The 24,620-nt window shown below is 55.3% G+C and carries 12 protein-coding genes; 3 read left to right on the top strand and 9 right to left on the bottom strand.

Annotation, left to right across the window (positions count from 1 at the left end; genetic code table 11):
- Positions 1–27: 27 nt before the first annotated feature.
- Positions 28–2,889: an RICIN domain-containing protein gene (locus JIN87_RS28790; RefSeq protein WP_200356025.1), complete on the top strand. Its 2,862-nt coding sequence runs from the start codon at positions 28–30 to the stop codon at positions 2,887–2,889.
- Between the two features lie 2 nt (positions 2,890–2,891).
- Here the strand turns inward: JIN87_RS28790 and JIN87_RS13100 are convergent, their stop codons facing one another.
- On the bottom strand, positions 2,892–3,536 hold the full coding sequence (locus JIN87_RS13100) for a response regulator (protein WP_200356024.1): 645 nt from the start codon (positions 3,534–3,536) through the stop codon (positions 2,892–2,894).
- 15 nt (positions 3,537–3,551) lie between these two features.
- On the bottom strand, positions 3,552–5,663 hold the full coding sequence (locus JIN87_RS13095) for a sensor histidine kinase (RefSeq protein WP_200356023.1): 2,112 nt from the start codon (positions 5,661–5,663) through the stop codon (positions 3,552–3,554).
- A gap of 181 nt (positions 5,664–5,844) precedes the next feature.
- Between JIN87_RS13095 and JIN87_RS13090 the strand changes: the two genes are divergently transcribed.
- Positions 5,845–6,522, top strand: coding sequence for a response regulator (locus tag JIN87_RS13090; RefSeq protein WP_200356022.1), 678 nt, complete (start codon positions 5,845–5,847; stop codon positions 6,520–6,522).
- Positions 6,523–6,529: 7 nt separating this feature from the next.
- Here the strand turns inward: JIN87_RS13090 and JIN87_RS13085 are convergent, their stop codons facing one another.
- The 7 genes from JIN87_RS13085 to JIN87_RS13055 form a co-directional block, all read right to left on the bottom strand.
- Entirely contained in the window at positions 6,530–8,359 is a 1,830-nt protein-coding gene (locus JIN87_RS13085) for a CocE/NonD family hydrolase (RefSeq protein WP_200356021.1), read from the bottom strand.
- 69 nt (positions 8,360–8,428) lie between these two features.
- The gene (gene lacZ / locus JIN87_RS13080) at positions 8,429–11,566 is read right to left on the bottom strand and encodes a beta-galactosidase, LacZ type (RefSeq protein ID WP_200356020.1); all 3,138 of its coding nucleotides are present in this window, start codon (positions 11,564–11,566) and stop codon (positions 8,429–8,431) included.
- Between the two features lie 263 nt (positions 11,567–11,829).
- Positions 11,830–13,326 (bottom strand): alpha/beta hydrolase, encoded by a 1,497-nt coding sequence (locus JIN87_RS13075; RefSeq protein WP_200356019.1) that lies wholly within the window; start codon positions 13,324–13,326, stop codon positions 11,830–11,832.
- A gap of 151 nt (positions 13,327–13,477) precedes the next feature.
- On the bottom strand, positions 13,478–15,811 hold the full coding sequence (locus tag JIN87_RS13070) for a TonB-dependent receptor (RefSeq protein WP_200356018.1): 2,334 nt from the start codon (positions 15,809–15,811) through the stop codon (positions 13,478–13,480).
- A gap of 477 nt (positions 15,812–16,288) precedes the next feature.
- Positions 16,289–17,830, bottom strand: a complete 1,542-nt coding sequence (locus JIN87_RS13065; protein WP_200356017.1) for a sulfatase — start codon at positions 17,828–17,830, stop codon at positions 16,289–16,291.
- A 74-nt stretch (positions 17,831–17,904) separates the two neighbouring features.
- Complete coding sequence (locus tag JIN87_RS13060; protein ID WP_200356016.1) at positions 17,905–21,384, bottom strand: hypothetical protein; 3,480 nt, start codon at positions 21,382–21,384, stop codon at positions 17,905–17,907.
- A gap of 255 nt (positions 21,385–21,639) precedes the next feature.
- Positions 21,640–22,284 carry a response regulator transcription factor gene (locus JIN87_RS13055; protein ID WP_200356015.1) on the bottom strand — a complete coding sequence of 215 codons (645 nt, stop codon included), beginning with the start codon at positions 22,282–22,284 and terminating at the stop codon, positions 21,640–21,642.
- A 98-nt stretch (positions 22,285–22,382) separates the two neighbouring features.
- Here JIN87_RS13055 and JIN87_RS13050 point away from each other — a divergent pair, with 98 nt between their 5' ends.
- On the top strand, positions 22,383–24,551 hold the full coding sequence (locus tag JIN87_RS13050) for a sensor histidine kinase (RefSeq protein ID WP_200356014.1): 2,169 nt from the start codon (positions 22,383–22,385) through the stop codon (positions 24,549–24,551).
- Positions 24,552–24,620: the final 69 nt, after the last annotated feature.

The following is a 24,620-nucleotide window of genomic DNA, read 5'->3' as shown; positions in this document are numbered from 1 at the left end:
CGCTTTGTAAGATCTGTACCGCCCGAAGTGAAACGGTCTTTTTGCATAGCGATCATACCTGTTACCCTCCTGCTGGGAATGGAGGTGACGGCTCAAGAGCGTCATGTGTTGTTTGATACGAGTTCGTCAGGGACCAAGCAGACGATTGAGAAGTGGGGCTTGGAGCTAACCTGGCCTAGCTCTGATAATGCGCGTCGTACCCTTGAGTACATGGGGAAGGATGCGATCGACTTCGCTCGCGTGGGGTTTCACGCCGATGCTCCTTTGGTCGATGGCCAATTGACCAACGCCACAAAGAGCCATCTCGACGAGATGGCGGAACTCGCCATCCTTGTGGGCGAAGAAAAACCTTGGGCGTTGATGCCAGCGACCGAGTCGGGTGTCGATAGTTGGTACAAGAATGGATCGCAAGTGGTGCCGGAGCGTTGGATACAAGGGCTGAAGGCGACCATGGATTATTACGACCATGAGTTCGGATTGTTGGAGCCGTTCAACGAACCGGACTATCCGTGGGGGCAGGGAACGAAGCAGAACTATGCGGACATTTTTCAGTTGCTCGATTCGGATAGTTATTTCGATGGGGTGAGTTTGGTCGGACCCAGTACTCTGAATTCAGACAAGGCGAGTGAGTGGTATGCAGGGATTAAGGACCGAGCTGATTATGGGTCGACACACTCTCTGGATGGCACGATGGAAACTTACATATCCTTTATCGAGGGTGTTGTCTCTGATGGGAGGAAAGCGATCAATCCCGAGGCTCATAATGTTGCGGAGCTGCTCGCCGGGGCGGAATATGGTATCGAAGAAGCGATGTGGTGGGCAGCTGCTGAACGGACTCGAGCGAATTTTGTTAGAGCGAATAAGGGAGTGAGTCTTGGGTATTCAGAACATCGAGACAAGTGGACAGCGGCGGCGGTCTATCACGCCCCGGACGGTGATGTGCTTGGATTTGTCGGTTCTGCGGAACGGCAGGCGAAGACGACAGGCTATCAGTTTGTCGCGCTGGATCGGGATGTGTTTTTCGATGGTTACGGACCGACTCGCTTTTTCATGATCGATGCACCGGGAGGTACTGGATATCAGCAGAACCAGCCGAATGCGGAGCGAGTAATCAGTATCGAGTGGGGAGAGGACGTACAGCCGGTTATTAGTGGGCGTTACCAAATCGTGAATCGCAACAGCGGCTTGGTGATGAGTGTAGGAGGTGGCAGTCAAGGGGATGGAGCGAATATCCGACAAGGGACAGCTTCTGGCGCTATGTATCAGCAGTGGGATGTGCTGCCTTTGGATGATAGACACGGCGGAGACTACAGTTACTTTTCGATGAAGGCGGCTCATTCTGGTAAGTCTGCCGATGTTCGTGATTGGTCTCTCGTGAGCGGAGGGAATGTCAATCAGTGGTTGGATTATGGGAACGAGAACCAGGAGTGGTTTTTTGAATACGAGGAGGATGGGTATTTCTATATTCGCAGCCGTTGGAGCGGAAAGTACTTGGAGGTGGCGAGTGCGTCGCTTGAATCGGGCGGCAATATTCGTCAAGCGGACTTCGACGGCGGAAGCCATCAGCAGTGGCGCTTGTTGCCGGCTGAGGCGTCGGTGGAGTTTGTGGCTCCGTCCGCTCCAGTGGGATTGGAAGTTGTGGCAGGACCGGCCTCAATGGCTTTGAGTTGGTCTGCCAATGGGGAAGGTGATTTAGCGAGCTACAATGTCTACCGGTCCCTTTTGCCGGAGGGACCCTTTGATATGATCGCAAGGAATCTGACGGAACCTGCCTTAGTCGATGGGGCGGCGAATCAGGTGCTGACTTACTACTATCGGGTAAAGGCGGTGGACGAGTCGTTAAACCATTCGAACCCTTCTGAAATAGTATCCGGAAAACCACGACTAGGTGCGAGCTTGGTGGCGGCCTACGAGTTTGAGGAGGGCGTTGTGGATGCCTCAGATAACGGGAACGAATTGGAACTGGTTGGATCCCTAGCCTTTGAAGAAGGTAAGCTTGGCGAACGGGCCTTGTCCTTCAACGGGAATGGAAACTATGCTCGCTTGCCCGCAACGGTGGCTAACTTCGAGGCCTTGACGGTGGCGGCTTGGGTTAGGTGGGGAGGCGGAATCGCCGAGCAGCGAGTGTTCGATTTTTCGCGTAACCCGGAGTCTGGCTTTCATCTTTCGACGGGGCCGTTTGGCGAGGGGATGGACTTGGTCGGCAAGCATGGTGGGGAGAACTGGAGGGTGCAAGGACCGGAGCTTGCACAAAGCGCTTGGGCCCACGTGGCGGTAACGCTCGATGGACAGCAAGCCCGACTCTTCGTTGATGGGGTTCTGGCAGGAACTGTGGCGACGTCGGTTCGTCCGGTGGAGATGGCTCCTGTATTGAATCAGTTGGGACGAAGTTCGTTCGATTCTGGAGCGGCTCGATTTGTCGGCAGTTTGGACGATGTCAGAATTTACAACTACGCCTTGGCTGACGTACAAGTGGAAGCACTGTTTGAAGGGCGTTCGCTGAGTCCGGCGGAAGCATGGCGTTTGAGTTACTTTGGCTCAGGCGAGGCGACAGGAGACGCCGCGGATGACGCCGATCCGGATGGAGACGGCATTTTGAATCTGAGCGAACGGGCGTTTGGTGGAGATCCAACTAAAAGTGATATTTGGATACAGCCACGGATGGATGATTCGGGAGCGTTGCTGAGTTTGATTTATCGCCGATCTCGAACGGCTTCGGATCTCCTTTTTTCGGTGCTTGAGAGCTCTGACTTGGATGGGAGCTGGGATTTGTCCGAAGGGGAGAGTGAAATCTTGGGAACCGAGGAAGATGTAGAAACGGTACGGTTCACACGTCGCGTGGTCAGCGGCGAATCGGTGTTTCTGAAGTTACGCGTAGAGTCGCTCTGAACTTATTCGTCGATGTGGATAATGCCGTGGCGGATGGCGGAGATGGCGGCTTCGGTGCGATCGCGTACTTGGAGTTTGGCGAAGAGGGTTTTGAAGTGGGATTTTACGGTTTCGTCTGAGATGGAAAGGTCGCGGGCGATCTCTTTATTGCTCCGCCCTTTTACGAGGGCTTCCAGCACTTCGCGTTCTCGGTCTGTGATTGGTTCGCGGCGTTCTCGTTCGGCGAGGCGTTTTGCCACGGTGGTGGGGAGAGTTGCCTCTCCTTTGTAGACGGCTTCGACGGTCTCGGCGATGTCTTCGATGGGCATGTCCTTGAGGATGTAGGAAGCGGCACCGGACTGCAGGGCTCGGTGGATATCTTCGTCCCAGTCATAGGTCGAGATGACGACGATTTTCGCGTCGGGGTAGCGTTTGCGGATGGCGAGGGTCGCTTCGGCTCCGCCCATTCCCGGCATGCGCAGGTCCATCAGAACGATGTCTGGGAGAACGTCCTCGTAGACTTCGAAGGCTTCTTCTCCGTCTGCGGCCTCGGCAATGACGCTCATCCGGGGGTGGCTGTTTATCAAAGCGATCAGTCCCATCCGCATCGGCGGGTGGTCATCTACGATCATAACCTTGAGCGGGTGTTCAGCGTTGGGAGAACTCATTTCGTGGTGTCGGGGCTAGTCGCTCACGCTGGCTACGATGTGCGTGCCTTGACCGAGGGCGGTCTCGATTGTGACTTCGCCGTCGAGCAGTTCGATGCGTTCTTGGATGCCGACTAGTCCGAAGCTGCGTTTGGTCTCGTTGTCGACTTTCTCTTTATCGAAGCCGATCCCGTCGTCTTCGACCGAGAGTTCGACACGGCGTTCTTGGAAACGGATCTCTACGTTGATGTGCTTGGGCTGGGCATGCTTGCACGCGTTGGTAATGGCCTCTTGTCCTACGCGAAGCAGGTTGTTTTCGACGACGGGGGCGAGGCGGCGACGTCCACCGGTTATTCGCGTGGAAACGGTGATGTCGGTATCTTCGGTCAGTTGCTTTCCGATGCGTTCAAGAGCGCCTGAGAGGTCGCGTTGTTCGAGGACTTGAGAGCGCATATTCCAGATGGTGTCGCGGGCGTCGGAAAGGGCGGTACGGGCGAGCTTATGGGCGGTCTGTATGTGACGTTGGGTGGTTTCGCCGAGGTTATGGGAGTCGGTGCGAACCATTTCAAGCTGGACGGAGATCGCCCCGATGTTTTGCGCAAGGGTGTCGTGGATCTCGCGAGCGACGCGGTTGCGTTCATTGAGAATGGCGGTGAATTCGGACTCTGCCATTGCTCGGTGTTGCTTTTGTTCGCGGAGTCGATGACGGGAGAGGAGGACGATGACTGCGATGGTCAGCAGAGCGATCGAAAGGATAACCGCGAGGGTGTAGGCGACGCGTTTGGGGGTCCACCAGGGAGCCTGTTGGATGACGGCGAGGTCAGCGGGGGAGCGGAGAAGGATGTGGAGTGACTCAGCCCACCAGAGTCCATTGAGAGGCACGGTTTCACCTTCTCCCACGGTGGCGATCCCCGACAGGGATACGATGCTCCCTGGACGCCAGTTGGGCGGTGGGCTTGAGAGTTCATTGAGGAGGAGGGAAGCGCGGACGGTTGTATCCAAAGCTTGGAGCGTGAGTTCGATGCTTTCGGGGTAGCGTTGGATTTCGAGGAGTTCTGCTTCGAGGCTAACGAGATCGGAATCGTGGCGGGTGATGGAGAGAATCTCGTCGAGCGTTGCAGGGACGGGTGGGGCTTGCGTGCCTGCTTTTTTGAAGACCGCGTCTTGGAGCACAGGGCTGTAGGTTCCGGATTCGGGGAAGCCAAGGACATCGACCAGATCGCCGGGGTTTAACTCTTCGAGCTGGGTGCTCTGGACCTGCAGGCTTTGGTCTTGGTCGCGAATCCAGAAGGCTTTTCCTGGTTGGTGATGGGTAACGATGCCTCTGACATGGATGCGGTGGCCGGGGCGTCCGCCCGTAGGATCGAAGGTGAGTAGCTTGGAGACGGGAGTGGGTGAACCGTCGAAGTCAATATGGAGGGGTGGGACTAGGATCTCTGGCTTAACCCCGACGGGTGTGTGGAGGATAGGGCGAAGGAATTGTCTGTTTCCGTTGTGCAGGTAGAAGCAATGTCCTCGGAGTCGGATTTTGGCATCCAAAAGTTCGTTTGGGTCGATGGCTTCCCGCATTTCGACGAGCAGGTGGGAGTTCCCGTCGGCCAGCTTGAGTTTGGTGTAGGAGCGGGGAGTCGATTGCTCTGAGCTGTTGGAGAGGTAATCAGGAGTGGGAGCGATCTCGGCGCTCCTAACGATGCCAGTTACTTCGACCCAGGCGACATCCTTTTGCCCTGAGTGGAGCTCCGAGATGGTTGTTTGGATTGGATCTGGAATCTGAGTGCTTCCGATGCGGCGAACTGAAGTTGCGGAAGCGCAAGGGGCGTAGTCTCCAGGATTGCTGACACCTTCGACCTCGATCAGGTCACCCGGTTGGAAGTCGAGCGCTACGCCAGGTTCGGCGAAAACGAAGAGCCCGTCGGTATGGTCCTGCATGGAGAAGGCGTTGTTCTCGCGGGAGAGGAAGCAACCTTGCAGGCGGATGGGGATTTGCTGGGCGGCTTCGTCCGGGGTGAGCGCTCGGATCTGCGCGGCGGTCGTGAGCAGCTTGGATTCGGGTGAAACTTGGGCGAGCAGTGGCGCAAAGCAGAACGCGAGAAGCGTGGCCAGAAAGGTCGCTGAATACAGGGGGTAACGCGTGACAGGAAAGGTCATCAATGAAGGGGAGCAGGGCGATTATCTTCCGTCTCCCTGGGGGCTGGGGTACTGTTTGAAATTCAATAGCTAAGGCGGCTTGGGGCAAGTGATAAGGGAGCGAAAACACGGTGGCTAAGATTTCCCCCAAATGGGTGAGAGGCAGAGTCGCGGGACTGTGATAGGCTAGCTCTTCCAAGGCATGAAAAGTAGGGAAGATGGAAATACGCGCTTGAGCGGGGAGGGAACTGAGGTTGCCGACTCGATTCGAGTATTGGTGGTCGATGATCATCCGTCGATGCGTATGGGGATCATTGCCTTGATCGATAGCCAGCCAGGCATGAAGGTGATCGCAGAAGCCGCGGATGGGGAGGAGGCGATCGAGGTTTACGAGGATGTGAAGCCAGACATCGTGCTAATGGACTTGCGAATGCACAACATGGGGGGAGCGGAGGCGATCTTGTCGATTTGCCGGAAGTTTCCCGAGGCCAAGGTGATCGTGCTGTCGACTTATGATTTGGACGAGGACATCCACCGGGCGATCCAGTCGGGGGCCAAGTCTTACCTTCTCAAGGACATGCCGGTTGAGGAAATCGCGGGAACGATTCGGAGCGTATTCAGGGGCGAGGACGTTTTACCCCGTCAGGTTGCGGAGCGTTTGGAGGAGCGTTCGCGTCGGCGGCAGCTTACCGAGCGTGAACGCGAGGTATTGGAATGTTTGATTCGAGGCCGCAGCAACAAGGAGATCGCTCGCAGCATGTGTGTTTCAGACGAGACGGTGAAGTCTCACTTCAAGGCTTTGTTTGCGAAGCTTGGGGTGCGGGATCGGACAGAGGCGGCGATCACTGCGATCCGGCATGGGATCGTGCATTTGGATTGAGTCGGTCTTATTCCGTTTCGCCTACGACAGGGAGCAGGAGGTAGGAAGGCTGGGCCTTCGAATGGTGGACGGTGTTGAAGGCGATGGTGCCAGCGGTTTCATCGTAGTTGTTGCCGCCGGTGTTTAGATTGCGTTCCCAACGGGGGAAATTGGAGCTGGTTACCTCGAGGCGGATGCGGTGCCCGGGGGCGAAGTAGTTGCTGGTGGCTCGAAGATCGATGCGAATCTGGTAGGTCTGGTCGGGCTCGATGAGAGTTGGGTTTTCGAAGCCATCCCGGTAGCGCATTCGCAAGGCTCCTTCCTGGATGTTGAAGGCGCGGCCGTCTGGGTAGACATCGACGAGCTTGGCCGTGAAATCCGTATCCACAGCGGAGGAAGAAACGCTTAGGAGCACTTCGATGGAACCGGTGACTTCGAGGCCTTCCTTTAGCGGTTCGGAGGTGTAGACCAGAACGTCGTTGCGGAGCTCGATTTCCGACTGGTCGTAGCCGCCTGCTTCGGTGTCGCTGCCAGTGCAGCAGGTGTGCCCACCGAGAGATGGCACGGGATTCATCGGATCGTAGACGAAGCTGTCGTAGCCGCTTGCTAGAGGAGGCTTCGGAGCGAGGGTACCGTCGCCTAGCCGGCTGTTTGCCTGTCCGCTGCTGCTGAGGTACCACTTTTCGGGGTGGCTATTTTCGGGTGGCCAAGTGTCGCTGCTCTTCCACTCGTTTTTGCCCATGAGGTAGTATTGCACCTTGGGCATGTTCGTGACGCCGTTGGTTTCTCCTTTTAACCAATGATCGAGCCAGCGGATCTGCAGCTCTTGGAAGGGCATGCGGGCGTCGCCGAGTGGGCGGTCGCCGACGACAGTATTCTCGCTTGCGTCGCTGAAACCGCAATGGGTGCTGGGCGCCATGATGATGAACTGGTTTTGGGCGGCGCGTTCGCTGAGGGCGTTTTTGCTGAAGAGCTCGAATACCTCGAGGGTTTCCTCCGGTCCGTAGTCGTACCAGGAGTCGATGAAAAGGGCGGGGATGTTGAAGGTGTCGTGAGCTTGCACGAGGTCGAGATCGCGAAAGTAGGGTCCGTCGGGATTGCTGGTGGCCCAGAGCTTGTAGTCGGAGGGCGGGGTGCCTGCTCGTTCGAGGAGGGTGTCGATAGGGAGGGTGTCGAGGAAGGTCAGGTAGTGGTCGAAGTCGACTTTGGGCGCGGGATCGAAGAGGGCGGCGGCGGGTGATTGGAACCATTCCTGACGGTCGACTTGAGGGGGTGGTTGATAGAAGACTTTGCTGCCGTTGCTGGCGAACCAGCCAGCGGTTTGGGCGAGCTCGAAGACGCCTCCGGAGAAGGACTGCCAAGCGCGTCCCGGCTTGTAGTAGCCCGATGCGGGCGCGAGGGGGATGGAGGTGAGGTGGTTGGGGTGTTTGGCAGCGGCGAGCACGAGTTGGGCTTCGCCTTGGTAGGAGCAGCCGACGGTGCCGAGTTTGCCATTGGACCAGGGGCGGGTAGTAAGCCACTCGACCGTGTCGTAGCCGTCTTCACGACGTCCGGTGGCGATACGGTATTCGCCTTCGGATTCGAAGCGCCCTCGGATGTCTTGGATGGCGAGGGCATAGCCTTGGCGGACGAGTTCGCGGTAGAGCGGGTTCCAGTCGATGACCGAGGCTTTCCCGTAGACGGTTCTGATGAGCACGACGGGAAGCTTCTCGTTGGCCTTCTCCGGGAAGTAGAGATCGGTGGATAGCCTTACGCCGTCCCGCATGGGGATCATGACGCTGCGCTCGAGACGGATCCCTTTCTCGCTGGCTAGGAGGCAGCTGGTGAAGGTGAGGGCGAGGAGGATGGCTCTGAACATGAAAGGGGGCCGCTTCGGTGTTCGTGTTGAATTTGGAGGGAGAGATTGGCGGAAGCGTCGCCCTCTGTCTTAGTTTCCGATTGGCGAAATCAAATAGCTGTAAGACATATCTTCGGCTGCGACAAGGTATTGGTCATGTGGGCGGTAGCCCCAGCTGTTGTCGCCGCCTACTCCCATCTGGGAGTGGTCGATGTTGACGCTTACGAGGGGGCGACGGACGATATCGCTGGTGCGGCGTTGGGCTTTTTTCATGCCCGGATCAAAGTCGGATTCGTATTGGTGGCGGGCGTTGAAGCCGAAGGCTCGGTCAATGGCTTGGATACGAATGCCAGAACCGCGTGAATTGGTAAGCTCAAGCCAGCGGGTGTCGGTTCTGTATCCATTTTCTTGTGGCCTTCCGTATGCGAAGAGAAGCTGTTCGACGCTGGATTGATATTGGCCGATGAAGGCTGCAGTTTTTCGGTCCGAGTAGTTTTCGAAGGGTCCGCGTCCGTACCAATGGGCGTTTGAGAACTCTTCTTTCAGGATGAAATTGTTTCCGAATCTTGGTAGGTCTGGTAGGGACTCCTTTAGGATGTCGAGTTTGTTGCTTACTTGGACAGATCCGTCTCCAGAGATTGAGTACGTGATCTTGAGTCTCGCACGGCCAGAGGCGAGCTTCTGTTTGGATACTATCTGCACAGTGCCGTTGGAAAGGACTTTATGGCTGAAGAGTTCTAGCTTTTGTTCTTCGGTTGCTCGCTTCCAGATCGCGTGGTGTTTGGGCATGTTGTAGCCGAAGTCGTTGTCGGTGGGTGCGCGCCAGAAATTTGGCTTTAGTGGTTCTTTGAGGACCTGTTTGCCGGAGTAGGTCAGTTTGCTAAGGGCACCTGTTTTAGTATCGAATGTGACTTCGAAATTTGGACCTGAGACGAGGAGCGTGCTGCCGTTCTCCTTTATGGTTGGGGCTGCACTTCCAGCAACTGTCTCAGCGATGCTTGGCAATGCTATATTCGAGAGAGCGAATTGTTCGCTGGCCAGTGGATAGCCGATACTTAGTAGGGGTTTCTTTACAGCAAGGGCTGCGGATAGATTGAGTAGATATTCTCCGTTGTTTGTATTGATTTTAGGTGTATCCAGTTTTACTCGACGTGCTTCGCCAGGAGCGATGTCTTGAGTGGGTAGATCTCCGCTCGCGAACATTTTACCGTTTTTCAGGAGAGTCCAACTGATCTGGAAGTCTGCGAGGGAGGTGAAATCGTAACCGTTGGTGATTTCGACCGTTTTTGCTTTTGGATCGTAGTCGCGGAACTTGATGAACTGGTAGACTTTTTTGACTTCGAAGAGCGCGGGATGCGGAGTGCGATCGGCGCTGATCAGACCGTTGAGGCAGAAGTTTTGATCGTGTCTAAGGTGTCCACTGCCGAGGTGACCGCCGTAAGCCCAGAAGGGGTTGCCGTTTTCGTCTTCGGACAAAATGCCTTGGTCGACCCAGTCCCAGATGAAGCCGCCTTGCATGATGTCGTAGGATTCGATGACGTCCCAGTAGTCTTGTAGGTTTCCGACGCTATTGCCCATCGCGTGAGAGTATTCGCATTGGATAAGGGGGCGTTCGGGAGTCTTTTCGGCGTATTCGATCATGTCCTTGAGTTTCCAATACATGGGAACTTGCAGATCTGAGTTCGAGTAGTGGGTAGCTCCCTCGTATTGGACGGGACGGGTGTCCTGGACAGATTTTAGCCAGTCGTAGGCGGCGAACTGGTTTTGTCCGTTGCCGGCTTCGTTGCCCAGAGACCAGATGATGATGGAGGGGTGATTTTTGGCCCGTTCGTACATGCGTTCGGTACGGTCGAGGAATGCTCCTTTCCACTCGGGGCGGTAGGCGGGGTGGATCGACTTGTCGAAGTCACCCTGGTTGGTGGTGCCCATGCCGTGCACTTCGATATTGGCCTCATCGACCACATAGAAACCGAGGCGATCGCAGAGCGTGTAGAAGGCGTCCTCCTTGGGGTAGTGGCTGCAGCGGATGGCGTTGATGTTGTTTTCCTTCATCAGCTGCAGGTCCTTGAGGGTGAGCTCCTGCTCCATGACGTGCCCGTTGACGGGGTGGTGATCGTGAAGATTTACGCCCTTCAGATAGACGGCCTTTCCGTTGACGAGCAGTTGGGCGTTCTTGATTTCGATGCGGCGGAAGCCGACATCGAAGCGGGCGGTTTCAGGGTCGCCTTCTTCGGGTTGGACGACAACTTGAAGGGAGTAAAGTTCGGGGGTTTCCGCAGTCCATTTGCGGACTTGGGGAATGCTTTTAACGAGGGAGACCGATTTGTTTTCTCCGCCGGGAATCTTCACGGATTTCTCGAAGGAGAAGATCTCGTTGTCGCCGTCGTAGAGAGTGGCGGTGAGTTGGAGTTTGCGGGTTCGTGGGTCGCTGTTGCTCAGCTCGAAGTCAGTGGAGAACGTTCCGTCTTGGTATTGGTCGTCCAAGTTGGCGGTGATGGTAAGGTCTTTAAGGGTGGCTTTGTTGGTGGCGTAGAGCCAGACGTCGCGCTCGATACCGCTTAGGCGCCAAAAGTCCTGATCTTCCAGATAGCTGGCGTCGGACCAACGATAGACCTCGAGAGCGAGAGTGTTGGCGCCGCTCTTGAGGTAGTCGTTGATCTTGAATTCAGCTTCTGTCTTGCTGCCTTCGCTATAGCCGACTTTTTGGCCGTTGATCCAGAGGTAGAAGGCGCTGCGGACTGCTCCGAAACTGAGGTAGATGTCTTTGCCGTCCCATTGGTTGGGAACGGTAAATTCGCGGCGGTAGCTGCCGACGGGATTGTCGGAGGCGTCGATGAAAGGCGGGTTTTTCGGGAAGGGGTAGACGAGATTGGCGTAGATGGGGATGCCGTGGCCTTCGAGCTCCCAATTGCTAGGGACCGGGATGGTCTCCCAGCTTGATACGTCGTAGGACGGGGCTTCGAAGCCAACTGGGCGATCAGCGGGCTTGGGTACCCAATGGAATTTCCATTCACCGTTCAGTGACTGGTAGTAAGGCGAATCTGCTCGACTCGAGTCGGCGGATAGGGATTCGGACGCGAAGCGGGTGATGTTTGCTTGTGGAGCCTCGCGATTGACCTGAAAGATTTCCGGATTTCGGAGTTCGTCTGTTTGAGCCAGTAGGCTGCTTCCTAGTGCGATCGAAGTAGCGAATCGAAGTGTGTTCTTGGCGAGAGTTGCGATATTCATTTAGTTTCAGCAAGGGGTTCTCCTAGGGCTCTTGACTAGCGGGCGTGTTGGGCTGCCCCAGCCAGCGTCTTGATGAGGATAACGTGAGATGCTCGCTGGGTCTATCCCCCGAATAGGGGAAAGATTGGGGTTCGTTGCTCTCTCCGGGCGTTGGATGGATCGTTTATTCAGCAACCGTATCGTATCGATAATCTGGGGATGAGGAACCATCGCCGATGGGTTTCCCCAGATCGGGTTGTTTTGAAGCGTTTCGCTTCTCCCGCTTACTCTTGGATCATGCCGATGTCTTTTAACCAGGCTTCGAAACTGTGAGTCCATTGCTTGGCTGAGTGGTCTCGCCCGAGTCCGAAGCCGTGGGTTCCTTTGGAGTAGATGTGCAGCTCTGCGGGGACGTTCTTCTCGTTTAGAATTTGGTAGAAGGTGAGCGTCTTTTCGGCGGGAGTAGAGGTGTCGTCTAGGCCGTTGACGATGAATAAGGGAGGAAGGGTTTGGGCGTTGGAGATCTCCTCCTGGTAGCCCTCCTGTAGCCAAGGGTAGATGAGGTAGGCGAAATCTGGGTAGCTGTCTTCGCTTGCATCGTCTGGGTTTATGAGCACGGAGAGGGATAGGTGCCCGCCTGCGGAGAAGCCGCCAATGCCGATTTTGTTGGGGTCGAGATCCAGGGCCTTGGCTTTGGAGCGAAGGAGCCTGATGGCTTCCTTGGCGTCAGCGGTGGCGGCGGGTAGGTAAACGTCTTTGGAGTAAGGGCGTTTACCTTTGCTGTCGGCGGTGTTGGTCCGGTATTTGAGGACTATGGAGCTGATTCCCTGTTCCTTGAATTGGAGGGCGACTTCGTGGCCTTCGCTGTCGATCCAAACGTCGTTGTAGCCGCCGCCTGGTAGGATGACGACGCCGATGCCGGTGTTCTTTTCGGGTGGAGCTTGGTAGAGGAAATAAGTAGGGGTGGAGACGTTGCTGTAGGCTCGGGAAATCTGCAGTCGGGCATCCGGGAGCCAGGAGCCGTGTTTGATGAGGTCCGGCTCTGGGTAGAGGATGGGGTTGTTGCGAATGCCGTTCGGCCACAAGGGGTGCTCTTCCCCTACAAGCCTGTCGATGGCGGTTTGTTTTTGGCGCTGGATCTCCTCTTCTTCTGCGGCCGCTTGTTTGTCCAGAACTTCGATGGCGAAGCCCCAATCCCTGACCATGTCGACGACTTTCACCAGCATGGGGTTGTGACCTTTCTTGAGCTTTACCTTGAAGACATCTTGGCCGAATCCGAGCCCGCGGCCAACGTAGTGGCTGTGCACTAAGGAGCCGTTGAGCCAAACCTTTATGGCGTCGTCGGATCCGAGCGAGATCATGGCTTCTTGGTTTTTGTCGGAATAGACCTCGCAGAATGCGTAGGCCATTACGTTGTCCGGTTGTGCGAAGAGGGAATCGAGATCGACGATTCCGTTGCTGGAGGAATGGACGTGCTGTGGGCGCACTGGAACCGTTTCGTTTTTTTCGTTCGTGTAAGTGAGCTCGGTATCGAGCGTCAGAGCGCTGTTTTCTTCTCCCCCGATGCTGGCGAGGTAGTCGTTGTAAAAGCCAAGGTGCGAGCTTCCGTCTGGAAGTGGGCTCTCGAGTTGCGGGCTTGGGAATGGGCCTGCTATGATCCAATTTTTGATGAAGCCTCGGGCGTTGAGTTCATGGACGACGTTGCCGTCTGAGAAGGCTTGGGGGAATGCTGTGGTGCTTGACGCTAGTATCAGTAAAGAGGGGAGAACGCGGTTGAGCATTTTAGGGGGTGATAGCTTCCAGGAGGTGGAGGATACTGTTTGGGCCCGGTTGAGTCTATCCCCCGAATAGGGGAAAGAGCGAGGAGGGAGCACTCGTTGCGGTGAGGGCTAGATCGAGCCTGGCTCTGGTTGTACAGCCAAAGGAGCAACGCTAGAAGCTCTTGGAAATCTGGATACTGTAGCGGCGAGGTGGAGCGTAATCGACTACCGCTACGTCACCGCCGAAACGATTGGCGCGGTTGAGCTTGAGCTCGTCGGTTAAGTTCGAGGCGAAGAGTTTGACAGAATACGCGTCGTTTGAGGGATGCCAGGCAAGCGAGAGATCGATGAGGGTGGTGGAAGGTTGTCGCGCGAACTGGTAGGGTTCGTCATTTGCTCGATAGTCGTCGTTGCATCGTATCATTAGTCTGGGTACGATTCGGCTGTTGTTAGCGAGTTGATAGTCGTAGCTTGCGAATAGGGAGACGGAAAGGTCCGGAGAAAAGGCGACTTGAGAGTCGTGTAGTTGGAATTGGTTAGGCGTGCCGTCGATCGTTTGCCCGCCGGTTTGGAAAGGATTGGATGAGACGAAGTCGTCGTATCGGCTGTTCGCGACTGAGGCTCTCGCTCCGAGGTGCAGCGCTTCGAGAGGGAGCCAATCGAACTCTACTTCGAGCCCGCTGGAAGTGATCGATCCTACGTTATCTACTACGCCTATAGTTGTTCCGTCTTGATCGACGAAAGTTGTCGCAAGGAGATCTTCGTACTCATTGAAAAAGAAGGCGGCGTTGAGGCGAATCCGATCATCATCGGTTGTCGTTTTGTAGCCGACTTCGAATGCGGTTACCTCTTGCTCGTCGTATTCGTCTGTTCCGGTTTTGAAGTTCCCTGCCATGAAGCCGGTGGTTCCGGTTGCGTATAGGAAACTATTTTCATCCACGTTCCATTCCAGTCCGACTTTCCAAGTGGGGCGTTCCCATTGGTGATTCGAATTTTCGATAACGGGGCGATTGAAGGAGAGTTCTGCGGGGGTGTCTGTATCGAGTCCGACTAGCGACCAAGTCCGTTCGTCGCTAGTGTGACGTGCACCGAATGTGAAGCTTAAGGAATCGGAGATTTTGCTGGTGATTTGGAAGTACGGCGCGAGGGATTTTGTTCGCATCCTAAGTTCCTCCATCCAACTTGCCCATTCGTTTCGCGGAGGCGCTGTGGGGTCGGGGGCGTTGTTGACGAGGTCGGAGAGTTCTCGCCAGAGAAAGGCGTAGTTCAAGTCCTCGCTGAGATAGTAGATACCGAACACCCAGAGTAGGTCGTGGTTTTCGGGTGAGATGACTTGAAACTCCCCAGTGGTGGTTTGCGACCCCATACGTTGACCACCAGCAAAAGAGTTGTAGGTCGAAAAGTCGCCGTCTTCGATGCGGAAGTCGGAAAAATCGGTGTGTCCGAGGACGAGTCGAGTCTTGATCTCGTCAAAGTCCTGCTCCCATTCGAGAAGGAGGGAATCTTCTTCCAGTCGTTCTTGGGATGGGTAGTCGCTGTTGATGTGATAGGGATCTCGTAGGACTTCGGCGGCCCCGTCGTTCTGTGGTGTATTTGCGAAATCAATACCAGCCCCGCTGGTCCCTAGGGAGTTGTCGAGGTTCTCGGATTTTCCGATGAGGGGAAAGAGGGTACCGAACGGGCTCGAAAGGCTGCTGGATTCATCGATTGGGATGCCGATGGGTTTGTATCCGAACGATCCGTACCCATTGGAATTTTCCTCCCATCGTTCGATTTTCAGTCTCAGGCTTGCCTGTTCCGTTGGTTCCCAGAGAAGTTGCCCTCGAGCTAAGAAACCGTCCCGGTCCCCGAGGGAGAGATCTGGATCGTAACGGTTTTCGATATAACCGTCGCGTGAGGTGTCAGCGAGCGAGAAGCGGAGCGCTGCGGTGTCGCCGATTGGCATGTTTGTGAAAGCCCTGGCTTCAAGCAGAGAGTCGCTGCCGAGGGTGAGGGTGGCTTGAGATTCGACCGTTCCAAGTTCTGGTTTTTGGCTCAAAGCGTTGGTGGCGCCTCCGTAACTATTTCGCCCGAAGAGGGTCCCTTGCGGACCGCGAAGGATTTCGACCCGTTCGAGGTCGAGGTAGGGGCGCATGGTTTGGGCGTGCCGGCTTTGGTAGACGCCGTCGTTGTAGGAAGCGAGCACGAGGTCGTTGTGCTCAACCTGCTGTGTTCGAGCGCCCCGTATCGCTGGGCGTGGGTCGTAGCCGGATCGACCGATGACCAGACCCGGAACTTGTGAATCCAGATCGAGGAAGCTTCCAATCTCCCAGTTGGAGAGGGATTGGCCATTGATCGCCGTTACTGAGAGCGAGGCTTTTTGCGGGTCTTCCTCACGTTTTTGGGACGTGATTTTCACCTCCAAGAGTTCGTCCAAGCTCATCTCGAAGAGGTCTTGACCGAAGGTTGGCAGCGACACCGTGGCCGCCATCGCCAAAACTAGGGCTGTGTTCGGGGCAATGGGCATTTGAGTGGATTTGGAAATCGTTACTTCAGGCCTGTCCCTGAGTCGATAGGATATTCACAAGAAGCGGAATGAAGTGCCGGAAGATGTCAAATGTGGGTGCGGGTTTCTGGTGATGGTATTAGATTGTACATAGCCAAAGCGTGATAGGTAGGTGGAAAAAGCTCAATTTATTGCTTGGCTGGGACACGGGGGTATTTTTCCGGAGGTACGGCTGTTCTGGGGTCGGATGGGCTGCCTGCGAGGGGCTGGCCCAGCTGTCGTCGAATCAGATCCATCAAGAAAGATGGTTACCTTTGTAGACCCTGGATTCGGATGACTCCTCTCTCATTCGATTTGGAGATGAACCACAAAAAGAGCCTGCTCCGACTAGATGAGCAGACTCTCTGATAAGTAAATTGGAATTTCTACAAGATGAGTATCCGACCCATCGGATGCATGGGGAGAGCAGACGGAAAATGGATTAGTATTGGCGTGAAACTATTGAGACCAACTGACCCCGAGTTCTTGTTTGGCATAGCGGGCGGCGCGTCGAGTGAGTCTCTCGCTCAGGTCGGTGAACTCAGCCAGTGATGCTAAGTTTTTCGTTTCGTCGGGATCTTTCTGGAGGTCGTAGAGTTCGGTCGCGACGAGTGGGCCGCTGCGTTCGCCGGCTTTGAAATCCATTTCTATCCAGGTGATAAGTCGGTAGCGTTTGTTTCTGAAGGCGTAGCCCATGACCGTATTTCCCTCCGTATGTCGGTGAAATTGGCTGACGGCAAAGGGCTTGTGGATCGCCTCCGAGTCGGCGAGTAGCGGAGTGAGGCTCTTGCCTGCGAAACTCGCAAGAGCAGGGATATTGCAGAGTTCGGTGAGGGTTGGGGCGAGATCGATTGAGTCGACGGGGGTAGTAGTTTGAGGGGTCGCTGGACCGAAGGACTCGGGGGGTACGACGATGAACGGAACGCGGGTTGCTTGTTCGTAGTTGGTGTGTTTGCACCACATGCCGTGATCTCCGAGATGCCAACCGTGGTCTCCCCAGAGGGCTACAATCGTGTTCTCGGCTAAACCCTGTTCTTCCAGGGTTTCGAGGATTCGCGCTATTTGGGCGTCGATGTAGGAGACGCAGGCGTAGTAACCGTGCACTAGCTCGCGTTGCATCTCCTCTGGAAGTTTCCCTTCAGGAATTCCACCGTATCCGCCTCTGAGTTCCCAAGAGTCTTGGTAGTGGAAATCTGGTGACCCGACTGGCATATCCGTGACGGCGGCGAGTGGAAGTTTGTCGGGATCGTGGAGATCCCAGTATTTCTTGGGCGCGATAAAGGGAAGGTGAGGCTTCTTGAAGCCCACGACTAGAAAGAAGGGTTTTTCGTTTTGCTTCTGTTCTTCCAGGAAGGAGACTGCCCAGTTCGCTCTCAGCCCATCTCCGTAGAAGTCGTCGGGGACGTCGTTTTCGAGTCTTTCGGTGATGAGCTTGAAACTGTTTAGGTCGCTGTTGTCCTTCTTTTCCGGAGGGGCCTTGAGGCGGAAGGACTTGATCTTGCTCAGTGCGTCTCTTGCTCCGAAATGGTTTATGAGAAGATGAGGCGTTTCGACGCTGGTGTGAGGCTGGCTCCAAGAACGCGCGTCGTTCTTTTTCCCGTCCGAGCAGCGTGGATCGAAGACTTTTCCAACCGAAGCAGTGTGGTAACCGTGGTTTTTGAAATGCTGGGGAAGGGTGATGAGATCGGGCTGATGGTCACGCATACGGGACTTAAAGTCCCAGACCTGAACCGAATCGGGTCTTTGCCCTGTGAAGAAACTGGCTCGGGATGCTCCGCAGACTGCTTGTTGGCAGTATGCATTTCTGAATACGGTTCCTCGAGAGGCAAGTTTATCGATGGCCGGTGTGATGGCGTGGCTGTCCTGATACGCTCCGATGAGTGGCTTGAGGTCGTCTACAGCAATTATGAGTACGTTGGGCGAGTCGCTAGGAGCGGCGCAGGCCAATTTAAGAGTGGTGGCAACAACGGTTGCACACGCGAGGCGAAGAATGGTCTTCATGTCGTATGGTTAGGCTAAAAAATGGTGAGGCCGGAAGTGCCCTCTTCCGGCCTCGAAGGATTTTTATATCCTGACTAGAATGTGAAGCTGTTTGAGATGGTCCATTCACGGCTCGCTGGGATACGGAACGTTCCCGGAGAGCCATCTCCTTGGACAGTGACGGGGATCAGTTTGTCGTCAGCGAACGCGTTTCTCAGGTTTCCTTGGATACGCCAGCGGATGCCGTTGCCGAGCTTCATCGTATAAGATGCGAATAAGTCGATCTTCTCGGCACTCGGACCCCAGTAAGGATTGTCGATGTCGAACTTGTCGACGCCATCGGATGGGTCAGTATAGACTGGATACCCGATAGCCACCTTGTCTTCCCAACGCACGCTGCCGCCAACGTTCAAGCCTTTGAAGCGGCCGTCTGTGAAACGGTAGGAGGTCACCATGTTTGCACGCCATGGGCGCATCTCGGCTACGTTGGTGCCTTCCTGTTGTAGTGCGAGTTGGTACTTGGAGTAGAAGAGAGTATTCCACTGCGAGAGGATGGATTGGGTTCCGCCGCCACCCCACATGCGGGTGTGACCTGCGGGACCGTTCCAATGAGCATTGCGAGCTGCTACGAATTCCTTGAGCGAGCCAGCTATGTTGGTATTCTTTGCCGTTTGCTCGGATGCGTTGAAAAGGATACTCCAGTTCTTTGTCGGCTCAAAACTCAACTCGTATTCAACCCCTTCGGACAAGGTATCGGCGGTAGAAGTAATGCCGACTGGCTTTGATCCACCTAACCACCAGCTGTTCTTCCAGCCGTTTTCGAGATCCATGCCCCAGGCTTCGTAGAACTCGGTTGGCAGCAGGTTCCCCAATACGCCTTCAACGTGCGAGCGTTGTTCTTCGAGAGCCTCTTCTGCGGTTTGTCCACCGCGTGGACGGTACCACCAGCCTTTCGAACCAGGCTCTCCATTGAGGTTAGCTTCGAATCGCTTAGCCGCACGGTAGGCGCGTGCCTCCTGTGCTCCGATCACCCAGAGGTTACCGGGGTCGAAGCTGGCATCCTTCACAAGGGTTTCGTAGATGTTCACCTTGAAGTGCATCTTCCCTTGGAGTGCGGAAACCATGAAACCGTAGTCAGTGGTGTCTCCTGATGGAGCGCCGAGAGGATCTCCAAACACGCCGATGCGGCCGGCAGCTGGTTGGAAGTTCGAGGATTCGTTGTAGAAGAAACTGAACTCGGAGCCAAGGGGGAGCTCGGGCAGGAACTTAGCGGTGTGGAGAACGACCGACCAAGATTCGCTTGATCCTTCCACCACGTTTCCTGGCTCTGTACGGAAGTCATAAGAGGGATCCGTCAGGTCGAGGTAAGTGTCCGCTGCGACGAGGCTGGTTGTGTAATTGTCAGGTGATCCATCTGCAACGAGACCATAGCCCTTGGCAGTGTCTCGACGGTATCCATAAGTGGGTACAATCGCTCCTCCTGCTAGGTAAGCTTGCCAGATAAACGCTTCAGAATCGATTTCCTGCAAGTCACCTCGCGCGTCCTTGATGGACTTCTTGCCGCCCTCGACGGTCGAGCCGTTGATGAGGTCGAAAGACATGGTTCTCCAGCCAACGTAGTTGTCTGGGTTTTCCGATTGGGTCTGGTTGGACTGGTCCCATGGGCGTATCCACTCAGCAGCTGGGTCTACGCTAGGAGCGTTCCAGTTCGAATCGAATAGCAGGATCGAGCTGGAGTCTGGAACTTGCAGAGCGGATACAGGTTGTATGTTGAGTCCTCTCGGAGAATTGACTCCCAAGAGGGAATCACTGCCAAGATAGTTCATCATCATGAGTTCGCGTTCGGTCTGCGATACCTTTGGCGTGCCCATGAACTCGCCGTACTCGCGGCTGAGCAAATAGGAGGCCCACTGTTGATCGCGTTGTTCGATACGCTGCTCGGATGCGAAGCCAGTGAAGAGGTGACGTCCTAGCATTTTGGAGAGCCACGACTCGTCCATGAAGTCGGTGGCGCGAATGTCCAAAACGGCGGTTGCCTGTTTAACTTCCCGTTCTGTTTGGCGAGCTCCCGTACCGAATCGAGTGCGCGAGAAGAGATAAGGGCGGCCAACATTCGGGTTCGGTGTTTGGTCGGATGCTAGGTGAGTATTGACGTCGACTGCGATCATTGGGTTGGCACCCATTGGGCGGAATGAACGGTCGCCGTAGTCCTGGCGGTCGTAGGCGACTTGGAATGCCAGACGGTTGTTGAAGAAACTTTGGTCCAGAGCGATGTTGAAGGCCTCGAAGTCGCGCCATTCACGTTTGTTGTCTCCGTCGATCAAGTTATTCTTGAAGTCGAAGATCGAACGGTCGGTGAGAGACTCGCGCTTGAATGGAGAAAGCGTATCCGAAAACTCGAGACCCGCTTGTACTGCATAATCGGGGTATCGAGCCACTGATACTGAGCGGTAGAATGGCAGGTAGCCCACTCCTTCATCGGGCAGACCGTCAGATCCGATGCCCCATTTTGTAGTGTGATTGATTTCGCCGATGCGAAGCGGACCCCACTGTTGGGAAGAGTTCGGATCGTCGAAGACAACTTGCACGCCTCCGGTCAGCTGATCGAGAGCCGGTGTGTAGTTCTCATGCCCACCAACAAAGGTACCTGAGCCGGGGATCAAGGGATTGTCGTTGTAGGCTTCCAGCGGATTGACGACCAGCTTGTTCAAGCGATCAAACCATGGGGTTACGAGGTCTTCCGGTGGGATCGCACGTGGGCGGTTTGCTTCGATGGATCCATTCTCGAAGTTGGAAGTGATGGTGGTGGAAGCCGAATCGCTCTTAAGGAAACTCGGTTGGTATTTCAGAGCGAAGTACAAACGTTCGTCATCCTCGAACGCTGGGTTCTGTTGGAACTTCTGGTGTTCGGTCAGGGCTGCCATTCGAATGGCCAACTCGTCTTCAAGAATGACTCGGTTCAGATTAACGGACAAGCGTTGGGTTCCCCAGCTGCCGAAGCGGATATCGACCTTGCCCTCATCTTCCCAAGAGGCTCCCTTGACCGTTGCATTGATGATACCTGCTGGGCTACCGAGGCCGAATAGCATTGAGTTCGGACCACGCTGCAAGTCGATGCGACCGGTGTTGTAGTTGTCCCATGGAATATCGGTCAGGAAGTAACCACGTGTATTGTCAGCTGCCTGAAGTCCGCGTACACGGTTGTTGTTGTTAGGACGGAGCATGGAGTTGCCCTCGTCGAGGTTTTCCCCGTTGCCGAGACCAGCGAAGTTGCCGGACACGCCACCCGATTCCGTGTTGGTCGTGTAGACAAGCAAAGAGGTGTTGTCGGTCACCCCCATATCGTCGAGGAATTGCTCGGTTACGACTGAGATCGCGGAGCCGACATCTTTCAGTTCAGTGCGGATACGAGTGCCAGCGAGTGTGGCGGTTGCTCGGTAGCCAGTCTCTTCAGCACCTTCGACAGTGAAGGGCGAAAGCTCGAAGATCTCGTCTTCGTCATCGACGCCCTCTTGCGCGAGCAGGGCGCTCGCCGGTACAAGGCTGATAGCTATGAGGTTCTTATACTTCATCATGCTTGATAGGTTTATTGGGTGTTTGTGGGTTGTAGTTTATGTTTGGGTACGTCGCGAAGAGCTGAATGAGTTGTTGGTAGGTGCTTATGTGCGCACGTGTTTGTAGAGCACCAGCATCTCTCGACGGGTTTAAAGGAGTGGAGCAATGCTTTGCTCGGTAGGGTAATAGAGCGACTACTGCTCTATTAATTTAGGGGTAAGGTTGCGAATGGGATTAGTTGTATCCGCTAGATGACTACTGAATGGTTGGTCTTGTTAGGTTTGGCTGTCGTTTAGGCGCAGAAGCCCTTTTTCGAATCCTCGCGCGACGGCTTCAGCCCGATCGGCCGATTCGAGCTTTTTGAGGATGGCTTTCACATGCGCTTTTACGGTGTGCTCGCTGATATCGAGCGTCAGAGAAATGTCACGATTGGTCAGGCCTCGCCTCATGCCCTCGAGGACTTCCAGTTCGCGTTCGGAGATATGCTTGATCTGAGCGAGGGCGTTAAGGCGGTTTTGCAGGGAGTCGGTGATGTAGCGATCTCCTTTATTGGCGATGCGAACGGCTTCCACGATTTCTTCGTGAGAAGCGTTCTTGAGAATGTAACCGCGTGCTCCGGCTTCGAAAGCGCCTTGGATGTCTTCGTCGAGGTCGGACATCGTGAGCAGGAGGATTTTAGCGTCTGGAGTTTCCGCGACGATGTTTTGGATGGCTTCAATACCGCTCGTAACGGGCATGCTCACATCCATCAGGACGACGTCTGGTTTGGCTTTCCGGTACTCGAGCAAGGCCTGAGCACCGTCTTCCGCCTCCGCGACTACCTCGATATCGGCATGAAGCTGCAGAATGGCAGCCAGGCCCATGCGAACGACAGTGTGGTCGTCGACGAGCATCAAGCGAATGGGGTAGGGGGTGGTCATGCTCAAGTATGATAGGGTAAATGATGGCAAATTTCTATAGCTCGATAGGGTTATAGGGGATTTCTTGCAACTTTGGGGGTTCTTTGCGACTTATACCCATGGCATTTCGTCGGAGACTGTTGATGGTGAGCCTAGTGCTCTCGGCGTTTTTGTGTGTGCGAGGCAGTCTTGGCCAAGAAACGGAAGGACTGATCACGACCTGTGCGGAGATCCGCGTGATGAGTTCGGCGGAGGCGGATGAGGGCCGGCCGGTGCGATTGAGAGGGGTGGTGACCTCCCTGTCGGGCTTTGCCCACCCGGTGGATCTTATGCCGTTCACGCTTGATGATGGAACGGGGATATGGGTACGGCGAAAGGAGATGGAAGCTGGCGAACAAGGGCCTGCCTTGGAGCTGGGAGATCTGGTCGAGGTCGAGGGGATTACCTTGAAAGGGAATTACCTGCCTTCGGTGATGAGCTCTTCGGTTCGCTTTCTGGGTAAGGGATCCCTTCCGGATCCGCTTGAGCTTTCTATCCATGAGTTGAATACAGGCGATTATGATAGCCGAAGAATTCAGGTGAGCGGAGTCATTCAGGCGGTCGAGTTTCTCGAGAGGCCGAATTTCAATGAACTACGCCTTGGGGTTCGCTCCCGGTTCGGTGAGTGCACCTTTCGCCTGGCAGGAGCGGACTTGGAGTATTCACAGGCGGGATTGATTGATGCGAAGGTGACGCTGACCGGGGTCTGCCTCTCTTTTTTCAACGCTCGTCGCCAATTTCTGGCGGCCCGCATATATACCAACGATCCGGCGGATCTGGTAGTCGACGAACTAGGGAATGAGGATCCGTTCTCGGTCCGTTTGGCCCAGCTCTCGGAGGTGATGAGTTTCGATCCTTCCTTGAGGGAGCTGCACCGTACGCGTGTTCGAGGGACGGTTACGCTTTCGAGTCCGGGCGAGTTCTTCTACCTGCAGGCGGGTGATTTGGCCTTGAAGGTGAACACGAGTCACGAGCTGGACTTGCAGGTGGGAGAACGGGTTGAAGCCTCCGGATTTCTGCACATGCCTCACAATCGGGCTGAGATGTTTTATGCGATTTGCCGTGAGCTGGGGGAAGGAGAGCCTGTGGTTCCTGTTTTGATTTCCTTGGATGAAGCCTTGGCGAGCAAACCTCAGCGGGCGGTGGATGCGAAGAGGGATTACGATGACATACTGGTATCGTTGCGAGGTGAGCTCGTCAGTATCGATCAGCGTGAGGGCGAGCCGCTGCGCTTGAGTTTGGAGTCTGATGGCGGACTGGTTCCCGTTGTGTTGCTCGGCGAAGGGCATGCCTTTGACCGAAGTCTCTACAGAGTTGGCAGCGTATTGGAGGCGACGGGAGTTTGCCGATTGAGTTACTCCGAGTCCGGGCCGGTCTTGGATTGGCCAGAGCCTGAGTCGATGAGTCTGCTGGTTGACGATTTGTCAAATGTGGTCGTGGTGAGTCCGGCTTCGATTTGGACCAATGAACGATTGGCGAGGGTGTTGATGGTGGCTGTTGTTGTTATTGTAGCTGGGGTCGGATGGATCGTTTTGCTGCGCCGCACGGTTGCGATTCGGAGCAAGCAGCTCTCGGAGGAAATGCGGGCCAGGCGCGACGCCGCGGTGGAGTTTGAGTCGTCGCTGAGAGAACGGACGCGATTGGCGGCGGACTTGCATGATACTATGGAGCAGTCGTTGACTGGTTTGGCCCTCCAGCTGGATGCGACTGATGCCTTGAAGGCGAACGATGCCCAGCGGTCCCAGCACCACCTCAGTCTTGCCCGACAGTTGCTAGGGCGGAGCCGCGAGGACTTGCGGAGGAGTATTTGGAATCTCAGAGACAATCCGCTCGACAAGCTGACCCTTTTTGAAGCCTTGGAGGAAGTGGCCGAAAATCGTAGCGCTGGCTTGCCGGTATCGATTTCGGTGAACGTCTCGGGCGATGAGCGGGAAGTGGCGGATTTTGTAGGAAGCAATCTTCTACTCCTAGCCCAGGAGGCGATCACGAATGCGTTTAAGCATGGTGAAGCGTCATCGATCGAACTGCGTTTAGAATTTGGGGTGGGAGAGGTTCGTCTTTCCGTTTGCGATGATGGAAAGGGGTTTGATCCGGTTTCGGCGGTTGGCCCGAGCGAGGGGCATTTCGGACTTCAAGGTATGCGGGAACGCGTGAAACGCTTGGGCGGTGAACTGAAGATCGAAAGTGCGGTTGGCGAAGGCACAACTGTGGTTGCTTCTGTTAAGGACGAGACAGCTCAGGGAAGCTGACTAGCTCGTTCGGGTAATTGTATTTCGGGTACGACTTCCGTAAGCTCAGGGAGTGGTGCAAAGCCCAAA

Origin of the sequence: Pelagicoccus mobilis, assembly GCF_016595505.1 — a bacterium.
Taxonomy (GTDB): Bacteria; Verrucomicrobiota; Verrucomicrobiia; order Opitutales; family Opitutaceae; genus Pelagicoccus; species Pelagicoccus mobilis.
This window is presented reverse-complemented; position numbering and strand designations above follow the sequence as displayed.

Coding starts and splice junctions, on each gene's coding strand:
- JIN87_RS13100 (WP_200356024.1), bottom strand. CDS start 3,536: ATGAGTTCTCCCAACGCTGAACACCCGCTCAAGGTTATGATCGTAGAT.
- JIN87_RS13095 (WP_200356023.1), bottom strand. CDS start 5,663: ATGACCTTTCCTGTCACGCGTTACCCCCTGTATTCAGCGACCTTTCTG.
- JIN87_RS13090 (WP_200356022.1), top strand. CDS start 5,845: ATGAAAAGTAGGGAAGATGGAAATACGCGCTTGAGCGGGGAGGGAACT.
- JIN87_RS13085 (WP_200356021.1), bottom strand. CDS start 8,359: ATGTTCAGAGCCATCCTCCTCGCCCTCACCTTCACCAGCTGCCTCCTA.
- lacZ (WP_200356020.1), bottom strand. CDS start 11,566: ATGAATATCGCAACTCTCGCCAAGAACACACTTCGATTCGCTACTTCG.
- JIN87_RS13075 (WP_200356019.1), bottom strand. CDS start 13,326: ATGCTCAACCGCGTTCTCCCCTCTTTACTGATACTAGCGTCAAGCACC.
- JIN87_RS13070 (WP_200356018.1), bottom strand. CDS start 15,811: ATGCCCATTGCCCCGAACACAGCCCTAGTTTTGGCGATGGCGGCCACG.
- JIN87_RS13065 (WP_200356017.1), bottom strand. CDS start 17,830: ATGAAGACCATTCTTCGCCTCGCGTGTGCAACCGTTGTTGCCACCACT.
- JIN87_RS13060 (WP_200356016.1), bottom strand. CDS start 21,384: ATGATGAAGTATAAGAACCTCATAGCTATCAGCCTTGTACCGGCGAGC.
- JIN87_RS13055 (WP_200356015.1), bottom strand. CDS start 22,284: ATGACCACCCCCTACCCCATTCGCTTGATGCTCGTCGACGACCACACT.
- JIN87_RS13050 (WP_200356014.1), top strand. CDS start 22,383: ATGGCATTTCGTCGGAGACTGTTGATGGTGAGCCTAGTGCTCTCGGCG.